This is a genomic window from Citrobacter sp. Cf136 (assembly GCF_030333815.1).
GTDB classification, from domain to species: Bacteria; Pseudomonadota; Gammaproteobacteria; order Enterobacterales; family Enterobacteriaceae; genus Citrobacter; species Citrobacter freundii.
The window spans coordinates 480,592-495,690 of record NZ_JAOWFE010000037.1 but is presented as its reverse complement, the minus strand read 5'-3'; the positions used below and the strand labels follow the sequence as shown (position 1 = coordinate 495,690).

15 protein-coding genes are annotated in these 15,099 nt (G+C 51.2%); 9 read left to right on the top strand and 6 right to left on the bottom strand.

What is annotated here, in order from left to right; genetic code table 11:
• Positions 1–30 precede the first annotated feature (30 nt).
• Both cspE and pagP read right to left on the bottom strand, forming a co-directional pair.
• Complete coding sequence (cspE, locus tag OGV98_RS16090) at positions 31–240, bottom strand: transcription antiterminator/RNA stability regulator CspE (protein ID WP_000034825.1); 210 nt, start codon at positions 238–240, stop codon at positions 31–33.
• A 189-nt stretch (positions 241–429) separates the two neighbouring features.
• Positions 430–993, bottom strand: coding sequence for a lipid IV(A) palmitoyltransferase PagP (gene pagP / locus OGV98_RS16085; RefSeq protein ID WP_003835590.1), 564 nt, complete (start codon positions 991–993; stop codon positions 430–432).
• Between the two features lie 462 nt (positions 994–1,455).
• Here pagP and dcuC point away from each other — a divergent pair, with 462 nt between their 5' ends.
• Complete coding sequence (gene dcuC / locus OGV98_RS16080) at positions 1,456–2,841, top strand: anaerobic C4-dicarboxylate transporter DcuC (protein WP_003022136.1); 1,386 nt, start codon at positions 1,456–1,458, stop codon at positions 2,839–2,841.
• Positions 2,842–2,957: 116 nt separating this feature from the next.
• On the opposite strand, the gene dpiA is transcribed toward dcuC, so the two are convergent.
• Positions 2,958–3,638, bottom strand: a complete 681-nt coding sequence (dpiA, locus tag OGV98_RS16075; protein ID WP_003022133.1) for a two-component response regulator DpiA — start codon at positions 3,636–3,638, stop codon at positions 2,958–2,960.
• On the bottom strand, positions 3,607–5,268 hold the full coding sequence (dpiB, locus tag OGV98_RS16070) for a sensor histidine kinase DpiB (RefSeq protein ID WP_044700983.1): 1,662 nt from the start codon (positions 5,266–5,268) through the stop codon (positions 3,607–3,609). The genes dpiA and dpiB overlap by 32 nt, the downstream gene beginning before the upstream one ends.
• Positions 5,269–5,657: 389 nt before the next feature.
• Between dpiB and citC the strand changes: the two genes are divergently transcribed.
• The 8 genes from citC to rna all read left to right on the top strand — a co-directional run bounded on the left by citC (position 5,658) and on the right by rna (position 13,312).
• Complete coding sequence (gene citC, locus OGV98_RS16065; RefSeq protein ID WP_003022129.1) at positions 5,658–6,734, top strand: [citrate (pro-3S)-lyase] ligase; 1,077 nt, start codon at positions 5,658–5,660, stop codon at positions 6,732–6,734.
• Positions 6,731–7,027 carry a citrate lyase acyl carrier protein gene (gene citD / locus OGV98_RS16060; protein WP_003022125.1) on the top strand — a complete coding sequence of 99 codons (297 nt, stop codon included), beginning with the start codon at positions 6,731–6,733 and terminating at the stop codon, positions 7,025–7,027. The genes citC and citD overlap by 4 nt, the downstream gene beginning before the upstream one ends.
• Positions 7,024–7,932 (top strand): aldolase/citrate lyase family protein, encoded by a 909-nt coding sequence (locus tag OGV98_RS16055; protein ID WP_003022123.1) that lies wholly within the window; start codon positions 7,024–7,026, stop codon positions 7,930–7,932. The genes citD and OGV98_RS16055 overlap by 4 nt, the downstream gene beginning before the upstream one ends.
• 9 nt (positions 7,933–7,941) lie before the next feature.
• Complete coding sequence (citF, locus tag OGV98_RS16050) at positions 7,942–9,474, top strand: citrate lyase subunit alpha (RefSeq protein ID WP_171862334.1); 1,533 nt, start codon at positions 7,942–7,944, stop codon at positions 9,472–9,474.
• Positions 9,475–9,477: 3 nt separating this feature from the next.
• Positions 9,478–10,032, top strand: coding sequence for a citrate lyase holo-[acyl-carrier protein] synthase (gene citX / locus OGV98_RS16045; protein ID WP_044712724.1), 555 nt, complete (start codon positions 9,478–9,480; stop codon positions 10,030–10,032).
• Positions 10,001–10,906 (top strand): triphosphoribosyl-dephospho-CoA synthase CitG, encoded by a 906-nt coding sequence (gene citG / locus OGV98_RS16040; protein WP_003835603.1) that lies wholly within the window; start codon positions 10,001–10,003, stop codon positions 10,904–10,906. The genes citX and citG overlap by 32 nt, the downstream gene beginning before the upstream one ends.
• A gap of 25 nt (positions 10,907–10,931) precedes the next feature.
• Entirely contained in the window at positions 10,932–12,395 is a 1,464-nt protein-coding gene (gene citT, locus OGV98_RS16035) for a citrate/succinate antiporter CitT (RefSeq protein WP_003022114.1), read from the top strand.
• A 110-nt stretch (positions 12,396–12,505) separates the two neighbouring features.
• Positions 12,506–13,312, top strand: a complete 807-nt coding sequence (rna, locus tag OGV98_RS16030; RefSeq protein ID WP_202580689.1) for a ribonuclease I — start codon at positions 12,506–12,508, stop codon at positions 13,310–13,312.
• Positions 13,313–13,353: 41 nt separating this feature from the next.
• Here the strand turns inward: rna and OGV98_RS16025 are convergent, their stop codons facing one another.
• Both OGV98_RS16025 and OGV98_RS16020 read right to left on the bottom strand, forming a co-directional pair.
• Positions 13,354–13,977 carry a flavin reductase family protein gene (locus OGV98_RS16025; protein WP_202580690.1) on the bottom strand — a complete coding sequence of 208 codons (624 nt, stop codon included), beginning with the start codon at positions 13,975–13,977 and terminating at the stop codon, positions 13,354–13,356.
• Between the two features lie 96 nt (positions 13,978–14,073).
• On the bottom strand, positions 14,074–14,904 hold the full coding sequence (locus OGV98_RS16020; RefSeq protein ID WP_121571527.1) for an alpha/beta fold hydrolase: 831 nt from the start codon (positions 14,902–14,904) through the stop codon (positions 14,074–14,076).
• Between the last annotated feature and the right edge of the window lie 195 nt (positions 14,905–15,099).

The window sequence follows — 15,099 nt, the reverse complement described above, 5'->3', positions numbered from 1 at the left end:
AGCGGGTTTTGAATGCTTGCTGTCGTATGCTTACAGAGCGATTACGTTTGCAGCAGAAGGGCCTTTGGCACCGTTAGTGATTTCGAACTCTACACGCTGACCTTCAGCCAGAGTTTTAAAACCATTGGTCTGGATTGCAGAGAAGTGTACGAACACGTCTTTGCTGCCATCTTCCGGAGTAATGAAACCGAATCCTTTGGACTCATTAAACCACTTAACGTTACCTTTAATCTTAGACATCAAAATTACCTTTACATGAAAAATAGACACAAATGCTGTGTCGGGTATCAGTACAACAATTGTGGTGCACTTTGTCCAGTCGAACTTTATCAAAAAGTGATAAATGTCGCGTTATTTTTCAGTTAACGCTGATATCACACTGTTTTAAAAAGACTTTTTAATAATCCATCTGACAATACAGGTAGTCCATCAAAACTGGAAACGCATCCACGCAAAGTAGACGTTACCGTTGTTGTACGTTCCCGGAATGTAGGTCATCTGGAACGTTGCCGGACCATACCCTATCGATGCCAGCGGTAACAGCACGGGTACCGGAATGTAGTTCCAGTTATCACGCGCGGTAAAACCGGCGGTAAAACCGAGACCTGTATGGAAATTTTCATCGGCCAGCGGTCGCCAGGTTTTTTCCCAGCCATAACCACCAATGGGTTCCCATTTATTGTAGGAATCCTTAAAGGCCATTATATAAAGTCCGTGCCAGTTACCTTTATCATCCCAACGGGATTGACCAAATCCTGCCCCCCACGGGCGTTCATTGTAGCGATCCGTTTTTTCTTTATCGTAGGCAAAGCGTGCATGCCAGGTAATAGCCGGTATATACAAATCATAATGTTCCGGCTGCTGCCAGGTTTCACTGACGTTGTCTTTAAAAGTAGCGAACCAGCCTTTATCTTCAGCAGCGCCCTGGGGAATGAAAGCTAACTGAATAAAAAGAAATGAAAAAATGAGAAAATATCGTTTAGCGACAATCACAACTTAATTACCATCCTGGGATTTATTATTAATTGTAGCAAACCCAACCTTAATGTTAGCTTAACAAAAATGCGCAGCTAAAAAATCAGAATATTCCTCAGCATGTAATTTTTAAGATAATTAGCCCTTAATTTATTGAGCCATCTCATAGGAACTATTTTCTCTTTATTGCCAATAAATTGTTCTTTCCTCCGGGAAAAGTTAAATAATATTACAATAAATTAACAATTAAGAATCAATATCACCACAAAACACACACACCGTCGCTGCACTTCACAGTTTTTTATTGTGAGATTCTTTTTTTAACCACGATGCTGAAAAAACGGCTAAGCCATCGCTTGAATCCGTATTTTTATTGATTTTAATCAGCAAGAGTTATCGGTTTATTAGGCACATTCTGTCACCACTTTTTACTTTTTTTAGTTTTTTTACTTTCTGGGCAGCAATGCGACAGGGGAAACGATGTTGACATTTATTGAACTTCTTATTGGAGTTGTGGTTATTGTGGGTGTAGCGCGCTACATCATTAAAGGTTATTCCGCGACAGGCGTACTGTTTGTTGGCGGTCTGGTTTTGCTGATTATCAGTGCGCTGATGGGGCATAAAGTGTTGCCATCCAGCGCGGCATCGACGGGCTATACGGCAACAGACATTGTTGAATATATTAAAATTTTGCTGATGAGCCGTGGTGGCGATCTCGGCATGATGATCATGATGCTGTGTGGTTTTGCCGCCTATATGACCCATATTGGCGCGAACGATATGGTCGTTAAGCTGGCCTCCAAGCCCCTGCAATACATCAACTCTCCTTACCTGCTAATGATTGCCGCCTATTTTGTCGCCTGCCTGATGTCACTGGCGGTTTCTTCAGCAACCGGTCTGGGCGTTTTGCTGATGGCAACACTGTTCCCGGTCATGGTTAACGTTGGAATCAGCCGTGGCGCTGCAGCGGCTATTTGTGCCTCCCCTGCTGCAATTATTCTTTCACCAACATCCGGTGATGTGGTGCTGGCGGCAAAAGCTGCGGAAATGCCGCTGATCGATTTCGCCTTTAAAACCACGCTGCCAATTTCCATTGCCGCCATCATTGCTATGGCGATTGCCCACTTTTTCTGGCAGCGTTTTCTGGATAAAAAAGAGAACATTTCTCATGAAATGTTAGATGTGGCTGAAATTACCACGACTGCCCCGTCATTTTACGCCATTCTGCCGTTTACCCCGATCGTTGGCGTCCTGATTTTTGATGGTAAATGGGGCCCGCAGCTGCACATCATTACGATTCTGGTTCTGTGCATGCTCATCGCGGCTATTCTGGAGTTCGTACGTGGGTTCAACACCCAAAAGGTTTTCTCTGGTCTGGAAGTCGCTTACCGTGGCATGGCGGATGCCTTTGCTAACGTGGTGATGTTGTTAGTCGCTGCGGGTGTTTTTGCCCAGGGTCTGAGCACAATCGGCTTTATTCAGAGTCTGATTTCTATCGCCACCTCGTTTGGTTCAGCGAGCATTATCTTGATGATGGTGCTGGTGATCCTGACTATGTTGGCGGCAATGACTACGGGTTCCGGTAACGCCCCGTTCTACGCCTTCGTTGAGATGATCCCTAAGCTGGCGCATTCTTCCGGCATTAACCCGGCTTACCTTGTTATCCCGATGCTGCAGGCGTCAAACCTTGGGCGCACCATCTCCCCGGTCTCCGGCGTGGTTGTCGCTGTAGCAGGTATGGCAAAGATTTCTCCGTTCGAAGTGGTGAAACGTACTTCGGTTCCGGTTCTGGTTGGACTGCTGGTGGTGATTATCGCAACTGAAGTGATGGTACCAGGTTCTTCTTCAGCCGTCGTTGGCGGCTGATACTCAGTGAAATTTAGGCCGGATTAGGCATCTACGCCGCATCCGGCATTTAAACCGCACCATTGCCGGATGTCGATGCTAAAACATCTTATCCGGCCTACGTCAGAAATCAGCATTTAGCCGCCATGATAAATACGCTGCGGCCTGCCTACCTTACCGTGAATAATCTCCGCAATAATCAAATGACGGCTGGCACAGTACTCCAGGTAGCGTCTGGAAGTCGTTCGGCTGATGGTAAGCGCCTGGGCGATCGTTTCCGCAGTATGGTGTACCGTCGGGTCGGCGAATAATTTCAACACTGCATTCAGTGTTAACGCATCAATCCCGGTCGGTAAATCCCCTTTCGGTTCGCCCCGCGCGTAGGCATTAAACATTTCATCAATCTGCTTTTGGCTGGCGCTGTCATTCCCCGCCAACATGCGTCGACGTTGCTGATAACGCGTCAGGGTCTGCCCCAGCCGCTCGTAGGCAATGGGTTTGACCAGGTAATCAAACGCACCGCTGCGCACGGCCTCGGAGACCGTTTCCATATCGCTGGCCGCCGTGGTAAACACTACGCCGCCCGGATAGCGCGCCTGGGTCAGCTCATGCAGCAACGTAATTCCCTTGCCGTCCGGCAAGTAGTTATCGAGCAGTATCAGACCGGGCTTAAAACGCTCAATCATCATCCTCGCCTGCTCAAGATTACCCGCCAGCCATATCTGGCTGAAACCGGGTATATGGCGGATATATTCAGCATGCATTTCCGCCAGTAGCGTTTCATCCTCAACGATCAACAGCGTTAATGGTTCCGTCATTATTTTTTTTCACTTTCGGAAGAAATAAAGAAAATAAGGTACCGCAAGGGGAGTTATCTTCGAGCGTAATCACCCCGTCACAGCGCCTCACATAACTTGCAATCAGATACAAACCGATGCCATGTTCACCTGGTTCATCGGTACGGGTGCTCACACCCTGTTCAAATATTTTCTCACGCAATGCTTCCGGCACACCGCATCCCTGATCGGCAACTTCGATGATCACGTCATCCCCTTCATCGCTCAAATAGAGCTCTACGACCTTGTTGCCTTGCTGGGTGCGTAAGCTCGCTTCAAATGCATTATCAAGCAGATTGCCAACAATTGCTGCAAACTCTGTGCTATCCAGCCCCTCGGGGAGTTGATGCAGTTGGCTCCCCGGAACGATAGTCATGGTGAGGCCCAGTTCCCGTGCGCGCTGAACCTTGCCAAACAACAGACCGGCGACCTGACGATCGGCAAACGCGCCACGCAGGCTGTCAATCAGTTGCTGTTGCGCCTGGGATTCTCCCTGCACCATGGCCAGAACCTTGTCATATTCTTTCATTTGCAGCAGGCCATTGATGGTCGACATCCAGTTCAGGTGCTCATGACGCAGCGTTCTCAGGCTCTCTACATACTGTTTGATCTGCGTTAATTGCGCATTAAGGGTAGCAATTTCATCTTTACTACGAAAACTGATGATTGCCCCAAGCAGTTCGTCACCGGAGCGAATCGCTTCACGGTTGGCGATAACGCTTAGGCCATTAAAGTTTACCATCGCATCCTGTCGTTTTTCCGCAATCTGTTGGGTGAAAAAGTCCGCTGGCTGAACCACCTCACTCACCGGTTTTCCAAGCCACTTTCGCCCTGGTGAAGACAGCCCCAGCATTTTCCTCGCACTGCGGTTTATTGCGGTGATATATCCATCAGGATCCACGGCAATCAATCCTTCATATACCGAGCTGAACAACGCTTCCTGCTGACGTACCACCCGCGCAATTTGTTTCGGTTCCATACCCAACATCTGCCGACGAATATGGGCAGCAAAAAACCAGGAGAGCAGCATAAGTACCAACAACAGCAAGATAAACACACCGGCCATCGGGAGTAAGAAATCCGATCGCCAGCTATCGATTTTGCTGATCAGATAACCAATTGAGACTACGCCAATGATTTTGCCATCGTCATCAAAGATGGGCGTTTTAGCGCGCATTGCCATCCCGATGGACCCTTTACCGGTAATAAAGTAGCTCTCCCCTTTTTCCAGCGCACCGGGTTTGGTGAACTGCATCGGGTAGCCAATTTTTTCCGGGTTCGGATGATATAGACGAATGGAGTTGGTATCCCCGATAACCACATAGTCGAAGTCAGTTCCGCTCTGCAGTTTGTCGGCAATCGTCGCCAAACGCTTGTAATCACGATGTTTAACCGCCGTAATGATACTCTCGTTAGAGGCGATGATTTTGGCCTGGTTCATTGCCATATCGCGGACATGCGCGGCCAGATAATCTTCGAAGCTGGCGGTAAAGTATTGTGCCAGGGCGGCGATGATAAAAACAGAAACGACCAAAATAAGCAGAAAGATGCGTAAAGGAAACGCCAGGCTGCGGAAAAAAGGAAACCGTGTTTTATTTTTCTGCTCAGCCATATATCTTCCTCATCCACGTTACCCGAAACTTATTTCTCATTGTAGTTGTAATAGAAATGTTTTATTTACACGTTACGGTATAAAACAAGATCGTTGCAGATTCCCCACTTTAAATCAATTAAACAAATTAAAACCACACGCTATTTCGAGGTTAAATTAATTAAAAAACTTAAAACCATAAAACACATTAAAACCTTCTAACTTATTGTGAAATAAATCAAAAATTACCTCCGAAATACCCCTTACGATGTATGCAGCAGGGAAAAAAAGAAATACTCCGTAATAAAAAATCATTCCCTTCAATTGCAAACAAAACGTTATCAGGTTGCTAAGTAGAGCAACAAAAACAGAAACCCAGTAACAAATATAGCATCGGGGCTCTATTCACTATGTTCGGTAATAATATATTCACGCAAGTTAAACGCTCAGAAAATAAAAAGATGGCGGCTATCACGCAATTTCTGAAAGAGAATGATTTGAGCGTTGACACCACCGTCGAAGTATTTATCACCGTCACCCGAGACGACCGCCTGATTGCCTGCGGCGGTATCGCTGGGAATATTATTAAATGTGTCGCCATCTGCGAATCCGTACGGGGCGAAGGCTTAGCGCTGACGCTGGCGACCGAGTTAATCAACCTCGCCTATGAGCGCCACTGTACGCACCTCTTCATCTATACCAAAACCGAGTACGAATCGCTGTTTAAACAGTGTGGCTTTTCTACGCTGACCAGCGTTCCAGGCATTATGGTGCTGATGGAAAACAGCACCACGCGTCTGAAACGTTACGCTGAATCTCTGGCAAAACAGCGTCGTGAAGGGAAAAAAATTGGTTGCATCGTCATGAACGCCAACCCCTTCACCAACGGACATCGTTTTCTGATCCAACAGGCGGCCGCACAATGTGACTGGCTGCATCTGTTTTTGGTCAAAGAGGATACCTCACGGTTTCCGTATGAAGACCGGTTGGATCTGGTGCTTAAAGGGACAAAAGATATTCCACGTTTAACCGTGCATCGCGGTTCGGAATACATCATTTCCCGCGCCACGTTCCCGTGCTACTTCATCAAAGAGCAGAGCGTTATTAACCACTGCTACACCGAAATAGACCTGAAAATCTTCCGCCAGTACCTGGCACCGGCTCTCGGCGTTACACATCGTTTCGTCGGTACCGAGCCGTATTGCACCGTCACCTCCCAGTACAACAACGATATGCGCTACTGGCTGGAGACCCCAACGCTTCCCGCCCCACCGATTGAACTGGTGGAAATTGAGCGGCTGTGCTTCCAGGAGATGCCGATTTCCGCCTCCTGGGTGCGCAAGCTGCTGGTTAAAAAAGATCTCACGGCTATCGCATCCCTGGTCCCTGACGCCACGCTGCACTATCTGCAAAGCATGGTTGAACGAGCCTCATCGGGTGCGGCAGTCCGCCAAAATACCCCCGCATTAGCAACAGGTGAAAAATGAAAATAAACCAGGCAGCCGTCGCAGGCACACTCGAGTCCGGTGATGTGATGATTCGCATCGCCCCACTCGATTCGCAGGATATTGACCTGCAGGTTAACAGTAGCGTCGAAAAACAGTTCGGTGATGCCATTCGGACCACCATCCTGGACGTTCTGTCCCGCTACAACGTACGCGGCGTGCAATTGAATGTTGATGATAAAGGCGCACTGGACTGCATTTTACGTGCGCGACTGGAAGCACTACTGGCCCGCGCTGGCGGTATTCCGGCACTGCCATGGGAGGATTGCCAGTGATTTCCGCATCTTTACAACAACGTAAAACCCGTACTCGCCGCAGCATGTTGTTCGTACCGGGTGCCAATGCCGCCATGGTCAGCAACTCGTTCATCTACCCGGCAGATGCACTGATGTTCGACCTGGAAGACTCCGTCGCGTTGCGTGAAAAAGATACCGCTCGCCGCATGGTGTACCACGCGCTGCAGCATCCGTTGTATCACGACGTTGAAACCATCGTGCGTGTAAACGCCCTCGACTCCGAATGGGGCATCAACGACCTTGAAGCCGTGGTACGCGGCGGTGCTGACATCGTACGTTTACCGAAGACCGATACCGCGCAGGATGTCATCGACATCGAAAGTGAAATTCTGCGCATCGAGAACGCCTGTGGCCGTGAACCCGGCAGCACCGGCCTGTTAGCCGCCATTGAGTCGCCGTTAGGCATTACCCGTGCGGTAGAAATTGCCCACGCTTCCGAGCGCCTGATCGGTATTGCTCTGGGTGCTGAAGATTATGTGCGTAACCTGCGCACTGAACGCTCGCCGGAGGGTACTGAACTGCTGTTTGCCCGCTGCTCTATTTTGCAGGCTGCACGTTCTGCCGGTATTCAGGCGTTCGACACCGTGTATTCCGATGCCAACAACGAAGCAGGTTTCCTGCACGAAGCCGCACACATCAAGCAGTTGGGTTTTGACGGCAAGTCGCTCATCAACCCGCGCCAGATCGAACTCCTGCATAACCTGTACGCCCCGACGCGCAAAGAGCTGGCTCACGCCCGTTTGGTCGTAGAAGCCGCTGAAGCCGCTGCCCGCGAAGGTCGTGGAGTGGTTTCCCTGAACGGCAAAATGGTCGACAGCCCGGTTATCGAGCGCGCCCTTCTGGTTATCTCCCGTGCAGAACTTTCCGGCATTCGCGAAGAATAAGGCAAAAAAATGACGCAGAAAATCGAACAGTCTCAACGCCAGGATCGCGTGGCGACCTGGAGCCGTCATGCAGAAAGTGAGCTTTCCGCTTATCAGAGCACCGCAAAAGTAGAACTACAGGCGCAAAAACCGCGCGACAAAAAGCTGTGCACTAACCTGGAAGACGCCATTCGTCGTTCAGGTTTACAGGATGGCATGACCATCTCTTTCCACCACGCTTTTCGCGGTGGCGATCTGACCATTAATCTGGTGATGGATGCCATCGCCAGTATGGGCTTTAAAAATCTGACGCTGGCCTCCAGCTCTCTGAGCGATTGCCATGCTCCGCTGGTTGAGCACATCCGTCAGGGCGTGGTCAGCCGTATTTATACCTCCGGGTTGCGTGGCCCGCTGGCGGAAGAGATCTCCCGTGGCCTGCTGGCCGAACCGGTACAGATTCACTCCCACGGTGGACGTGTACACTTGGTACAAAGCGGCGAACTCAGCATTGATGTGGCGTTCCTCGGCGTACCGTCCTGCGACCAGTTTGGTAACGCCAACGGTTATACCGGTAAAGCATGCTGCGGCTCACTGGGCTATGCCCGCGTAGACGCCGAAAACGCGAAACAGGTTGTCCTGCTGACTGAACAACTGCTGACCTATCCACATAACCCGGCCAGCATTACACAGGATCAGGTAGATCTGATAGTGCAGATCGATCAGGTCGGCGATGCGGACAAAATCGGTGCTGATGCGACCCGCATGACCACTAACCCACGTGAACTGTTAATCGCCCGTAGCGCGGCAGAGGTCATTGCTAACTCCGGCTACTTCAATGAAGGCTTCTCACTGCAGACAGGCACCGGCGGCGCTTCTTTGGCCGTGACGCGTTTCCTGGAAGACAAAATGCGCAGCCGCGATATCCGAGCTGACTTCGCGCTGGGCGGCATCACCGCCACCATCGTGGATCTGCATGAAAAAGGCCTGATTCGCAAACTGCTGGACGTGCAGAGCTTCGACCGTAACGCGGCTGAGTCCTTGGCCCGCAACCCAAACCACATTGAAATCAGTGCAAACCAGTATGCCAACTGGGGTTCAAAAGGCGCATCCGTTGACCGTCTGGATGTGGTGGTACTGAGCGCATTAGAAGTAGACACCAACTTCAATGTGAACGTACTGACCGGTTCTGACGGCGTACTGCGAGGCGCATCCGGCGGACACTGCGATACGGCTGTGGCCGCAGCGCTTTCCATCATCGTCGCACCGCTGGTTCGCGGACGCATCCCGACGCTGGTTGATAACGTGCTGACCTGCGTAACCCCTGGCTCCAGCGTTGACATTCTGGTCACTGACCACGGTATCGCCGTCAACCCTGCACGTCCGGAACTGGCAGAACGACTGAAAGAAGCCGGTATGAAAGTGGTGTCCATTGGATGGCTGCGCGAACGTGCACAGCAACTCACCGGTCAGCCACGCGCTATCGAATTCACTGACCGCGTGATTGCCGTTGTGCGTTATCGCGACGGTTCAGTGATTGACGTTGTGCATCAGGTGAAGGAATAAGCCATGCACCTGCTCCCTGAACTCGCCACCCAACACGCGGTTTCGATTCCCGAGCTGCTCGCCAGCCGCGATGAGAGACAAGCAAGACAACAGGACTGGCTGACACGTCACTCTGCGCCGCTGGTCTCGTTCACCGTGGTTGCACCGGGTCCGATTAAAGACAGCGCATTAACCCGTCGCATCTTTAATCACGGCGTAACCGCCTTGCTCGCACTGGCGGAACAATCTGCCTGGATTGTCAGGGAGCAAACAGCGCTGGTTTCTGCCAGCGGTCCAGAAGGTCTTTTGTCTATTGAGGCTCCGGCCCACGACCTCAAGCTCGCCACGATTGAACTTGAGCATTCACACCCGCTGGGACGGCTATGGGACATCGATGTCCTGACCCCTGAAGGGGAAATTCTGTCCCGGCGTCATTTCGCACTCCCTGCCCGCCGCTGTCTGCTGTGCGAGCAAAGTGCTGCCGACTGTGCGCGGGGTAAAACCCACGCACTTTCCGACTTACTCTCTCAGATGGAGGCACTGCTGCATGATGCCGATTCCCGCAACATCAACCAATAATGCAGTCCTTCCTCTGGATCTGCCTGATGCTTACGCAACGCTCGCGTGGCGCGCCATGCTGACTGAAGTCAACCTATCACCTAAACCCGGTCTGGTAGATCGTATTAACAACGGCGCGCATAAAGATATGGCGCTGGAAGATTTTCATCGCAGCGCCGAAGCGATTCAGGCCTGGCTGCCACGTTTTATTGAATATGGGGCGTTTAGCGCACAGCTGTCGCCTGAGGATGTATTGAAAGGACTGCGCCCGCTGGGCATGGCCTGCGAAGCTGATATGTTTCGCGCCACCGCTGGGGTGAACACTCATAAAGGGAGCATCTTTTCTCTGGGCCTGCTGTGCGCCGCCATTGGCCGCCTGCACCAGCTCCAACTAACTGTTACCGCTGAAACCATTTGCTCTACGGCAGCAACATTTTGCCGTGGTCTGACCGAGCGCGAACTGCGCCAGAACAATCAACAACTCACGGCAGGCCAACGTCTTTATCAGCAACTGGGATTAACCGGCGCACGGGGCGAAGCCGAAGCGGGATACCCGCTAGTCATCCAGCATGCCCTGCCGCACTACCGCGCACTGCTGACTCAGGGCCGCGACCCTGAACTGGCGTTACTCGACACTTTATTGCTGCTGATGTCTATCAACGGCGACACCAACGTGGCTTCACGTGGCGGCGCAGAAGGTCTGCGTTGGCTACAGCAGCAGGCCACCGCCCTGATGCAGCAAGGGGGGATTCGTACCCCTGCCGATCTCGAATACCTACACCAGTTCGACCAACAGTGCATTGAACGCAACCTCAGTCCCGGAGGCTGCGCCGATCTGCTGATCGTCACCTGGTTCTTAGCTCAGATTTCACAAGTTCATCATTATCACAATTAAAGATCCTTTCCGGAGAATCACACACATGTCTTTAGCAAAAGATAAAATATGGAAGTTACTGGCCCCATTGGTCGTAATGGGCGTCATGTTTCTTATCCCCGTCCCTGATGGAATGCCTCCACAGGCCTGGCACTACTTTGCCGTGTTTGTGGCGATGATCGTCGGTATGATCCTCGAGCCAATTCCGGCAACAGCGATCAGCTTTATCGCCGTAACGATCTGCGTTATCGGCAGCAACTATCTGCTGTTTGATGCTTCAGAACTGGCCGACCCGGCATTTAAAGCGGGTAAGCAAGCGTTGAAATGGGGTCTGGCGGGCTTCTCCAGCACCACCGTGTGGTTGGTGTTTGGTGCATTTATCTTCGCACTGGGTTATGAAGTCACCGGTCTGGGTCGTCGTATCGCGCTGTTCCTGGTGAAATTCATGGGTAAACGCACCCTGACGCTGGGCTATGCGATTGTTATCATCGACATTCTGCTGGCGCCGTTTACACCGTCTAACACCGCGCGTACCGGTGGTACCGTATTCCCGGTTATCAAAAACCTGCCGCCGCTGTTTAAATCATTCCCGAACGATCCTTCCGCGCGCCGTATCGGCGGATACCTGATGTGGATGATGGTAATCAGTACCAGCCTGAGCTCCTCTATGTTCGTGACCGGCGCTGCGCCAAACGTACTGGGTCTGGAATTCGTCAACAAAATTGCCGGTATTCAAATCAGCTGGCTGCAATGGTTCCTCAGCTTCCTGCCGGTCGGTATTATTTTGCTGATCGTTGCTCCGTGGTTGTCATACGTTCTGTACAAACCAGAAGTCACTCACAGTGCTGAAGTTGCCGCATGGGCCGGTGATGAACTGAAAGGCATGGGTAAACTGACCCGTAAAGAGATAACGCTGATCGGTCTGGTTCTGCTCAGCCTGGGCCTGTGGGTCTTCGGTGGTAAACTGATTGATGCAACCGCAGTGGGTTTGCTTGCTGTCTCCCTGATGCTGGCGCTGCACGTGGTACCGTGGAAAGACATTACCCGCTATAACAGCGCATGGAACACCCTGGTTAACCTCGCCACGCTGGTCGTTATGGCGAATGGTTTAACCCGTTCAGGCTTCATCGACTGGTTCGCCAACACCATGAGCACGCACCTGGAAGGCTTCTCGCCTAACGCGACCGTAATCGTGCTGGTGCTGGTGTTCTACTTTGCTCACTACCTGTTTGCCAGCCTTTCTGCACACACTGCCACCATGCTGCCGGTTATTCTGGCTGTCGGTAAAGGTATCCCGGGCGTGCCAATGGAACATCTGTGTATCCTGCTGGTACTGTCCATCGGTATCATGGGCTGTCTGACTCCATATGCAACAGGCCCTGGCGTTATCATCTACGGATGTGGTTATGTGAAGTCCAAAGACTACTGGCGTCTGGGTGCTATCTTCGGCGTTATCTACATCTCTATGCTTCTGCTGGTCGGCTGGCCGATTCTGGCAATGTGGAGCTAATCATTTCGGTTCACACCTGATGAAAATGATGCCAGTCAGCTAAACCTGACTGGCATTTTTTATGATTAAATAGATGATATTCAGAATTTATATAAGTATCCGAAATCATCATGACATCAACATGGCGTTATTCTTCGTTGCTGGCAGCACTCCTGCTGCCGGTTTCTGCAGCTCAGGCCGATGAACTTCAGGCAAAACAGTACGCTGATTTTGACAGCTACGTGCTGGCCCTCTCCTGGCAAACCGGATTTTGTCAGAGCCAACACGAGCGTAATCGTCAGGAGCCTGACGAATGTCGTTTACAAAAAGAGAGCGCAGACAAAGCGGATTTCCTGACCGTTCACGGTTTATGGCCCAGCCTGCCTAAATCCATTGCCGCCCGTGGAGTCGACAACCGCCGCTGGATGCGTTTTGGCTGCGCGACTCGCCCTATTCCCAACCTGCCTGAAGCACGTGCCAGCCGTAAATGCGCGGCCCCCGAAACCGGGCTGTCGCTGGAAAGCGCAGCAAAACTCAGCGCCGTAATGCCCGGCGCTGGAGGGAGATCCTGTCTGGAACGTTACGAGTATGCCAAACATGGCGCGTGTTTCGGTTTTGATCCCGACGCGTACTTTGGCACGATGGTACGGCTGAATAATGAGGTTAAGAACAGCGAGGTGGGCAAATTCCTGGCGGAAAACTACGGCAAAACTGTCAGCCGTAACGCATTTGACGCCGCAGTTGCCAAAAGCTGGGGCAAAGAGAACGTCAAAGCTGTGAAGCTAAGCTGCCACGGCAATCCGGCGTATCTCACTGAGATCCAGTTATCCCTGAAAGCCGACAACATCAACCAGACGTTATCTGCACATTCATTCTTACCGCAACCGCATCCGGGTAGCTGCGGTAAACAGTTTATTATCGACAAAGAGGGATATTGAAACTTGCGACCGACGCTGCAAGCTGGCGTCGGTCCGTAAGCTCAGCGTTTTGCTCGTGCAACCGGGCGAACTAAATCAAAACGGTGTGTTTCACTGATCGAATAATACGCCGTTGGCCCACCTGCACGCAGTACCGGCTTCGCTTTCGCCGTCTGATAGATGCCGTCTTCCAGGAGCGTTTCATCAATGTGGATGCCCACCACTTCCCCCAATACCAACCAGGTATCAACCGGTGAGCCATCAGCGGTAGTCAGTTGCAGGCTTTGCGATAAACGACACTCAAAATTGACCGGGCTTTGCGCCACGCGCGGCACGTTGACTATCCGGCTATCTGCTTTACTAAGCCCGGCGGCAAAAAACTCGTCCTCACCGTGCGGCAAGCTGGCTGACGTTTCGTTCATCGCAGTGGCCAGCTCAAGAGTCGTCAGGTTCCAGACAAATTCACCGGTTTCGATAATATTCTGCACGCTGTCTTTCCAGCCGCTGCTAGCGAAACCGATAATCGGCGGATGATAGTTAAAACAGTTAAAGAAACTGTATGGTGCCAGATTGTGCCGACCATTGCCGTCACGCGACGCAATCCAGCCAATCGGGCGCGGTCCAATGATGGCATTTAGCGGGTCATGCGGTAAGCCGTGTCCCTGTGACGGTTGATAGAAATACATAGCGTTCCCTGTTGAAGTTAACGTCAGCGCAGCACAAATTATGCTTCGCTCATCCCCCTGGAAAAAGAAGATCAGCGTAGAACAATCTGCCAACGATTACGACTGAATAAAGTTGAGCAGGTCACCGTTGATCTGTTGTTTATGGGTGGTGCAAATGCCATGCGAGCCGCCGACATATACCTTCAACTGCGAATCAGGCAGTATTTCCGCCGCGATCTTTCCGCAGGTTTCAAACGGGACAATCTGATCGTCATCACCGTGGATCACCAACGTCGGGATGGTCATCTTTTTGAGGTCCTCACGCAGATCTGTTTCCGAAAACGCGTGGATACAGTCGTACAACGCTTTGATGGAACCTTGTAAACCCTGTTCAACAAAACTTTCCCTGACGGCTTTCGACTCTTTTGTGCCAGGACGGTTGTAGCCATAGAATGCAGCGGTTAATTCATAGAAAAAGGCGGCGCGATCGTTCACAACCCCCTCACGGATGCCATCGAATACCTCTTTCGGCACGCCATTTGGATTAAAGTCAGTCTTGATCATGATGGGCGTCACCGCGCCAATTAACACCGCTTTTGCCACCCGCTGCGTCCCATGCCGGCCAATATAACGAGCCACTTCCCCACCGCCAGTAGAGTGTCCGACATGGACGGCATCTTTAAGATTGAGATGCGCGGTAAGTTCAGCCAGATCGTCAGCATACTGATCCATATTGTGACCATCCCAGGGTTGGGCCGAACGCCCATGGCCACGCCTGTCATGAGCGATCACACGAAATCCTTTCGACCCGAGGAACAACATCTGATCCTCAAACGCATCTGCCGTCAGCGGCCAACCATGACTGAAGACAATGGGCTGTCCACTTCCCCAATCTTTAAAATGCAAATAGCTGCCGTCTTTCAAAGTAAGTTTGTCGTACTGGCTCATGAGATCTCCTGTCGCGGAACACTGAGTTGTTTGACGCGCCCGCAGTGAGCGCTTAAAAAGCATAATGCAAATTGGAGAACGATCACGTTTTTCGGCTAAAATCACACCATACGCGACAATATTGATGATTTGCCTGAATGTGAACTAAATCACTTCAAACATGGGGTAAGTCTCAGTATCATCATAAAAGCTAAA

Coding starts and splice junctions, on each gene's coding strand:
- OGV98_RS16025 (WP_202580690.1), bottom strand. CDS start 13,977: ATGTATTTCTATCAACCGTCACAGGGACACGGCTTACCGCATGACCCG.
- cspE (WP_000034825.1), bottom strand. CDS start 240: ATGTCTAAGATTAAAGGTAACGTTAAGTGGTTTAATGAGTCCAAAGGA.
- OGV98_RS16020 (WP_121571527.1), bottom strand. CDS start 14,904: ATGAGCCAGTACGACAAACTTACTTTGAAAGACGGCAGCTATTTGCAT.
- citG (WP_003835603.1), top strand. CDS start 10,001: ATGATGCCGATTCCCGCAACATCAACCAATAATGCAGTCCTTCCTCTG.
- dpiA (WP_003022133.1), bottom strand. CDS start 3,638: ATGACGGAACCATTAACGCTGTTGATCGTTGAGGATGAAACGCTACTG.
- citT (WP_003022114.1), top strand. CDS start 10,932: ATGTCTTTAGCAAAAGATAAAATATGGAAGTTACTGGCCCCATTGGTC.
- citF (WP_171862334.1), top strand. CDS start 7,942: ATGACGCAGAAAATCGAACAGTCTCAACGCCAGGATCGCGTGGCGACC.
- rna (WP_202580689.1), top strand. CDS start 12,506: ATGACATCAACATGGCGTTATTCTTCGTTGCTGGCAGCACTCCTGCTG.
- dcuC (WP_003022136.1), top strand. CDS start 1,456: ATGTTGACATTTATTGAACTTCTTATTGGAGTTGTGGTTATTGTGGGT.
- dpiB (WP_044700983.1), bottom strand. CDS start 5,268: ATGGCTGAGCAGAAAAATAAAACACGGTTTCCTTTTTTCCGCAGCCTG.
- citX (WP_044712724.1), top strand. CDS start 9,478: ATGCACCTGCTCCCTGAACTCGCCACCCAACACGCGGTTTCGATTCCC.
- citC (WP_003022129.1), top strand. CDS start 5,658: ATGTTCGGTAATAATATATTCACGCAAGTTAAACGCTCAGAAAATAAA.
- citD (WP_003022125.1), top strand. CDS start 6,731: ATGAAAATAAACCAGGCAGCCGTCGCAGGCACACTCGAGTCCGGTGAT.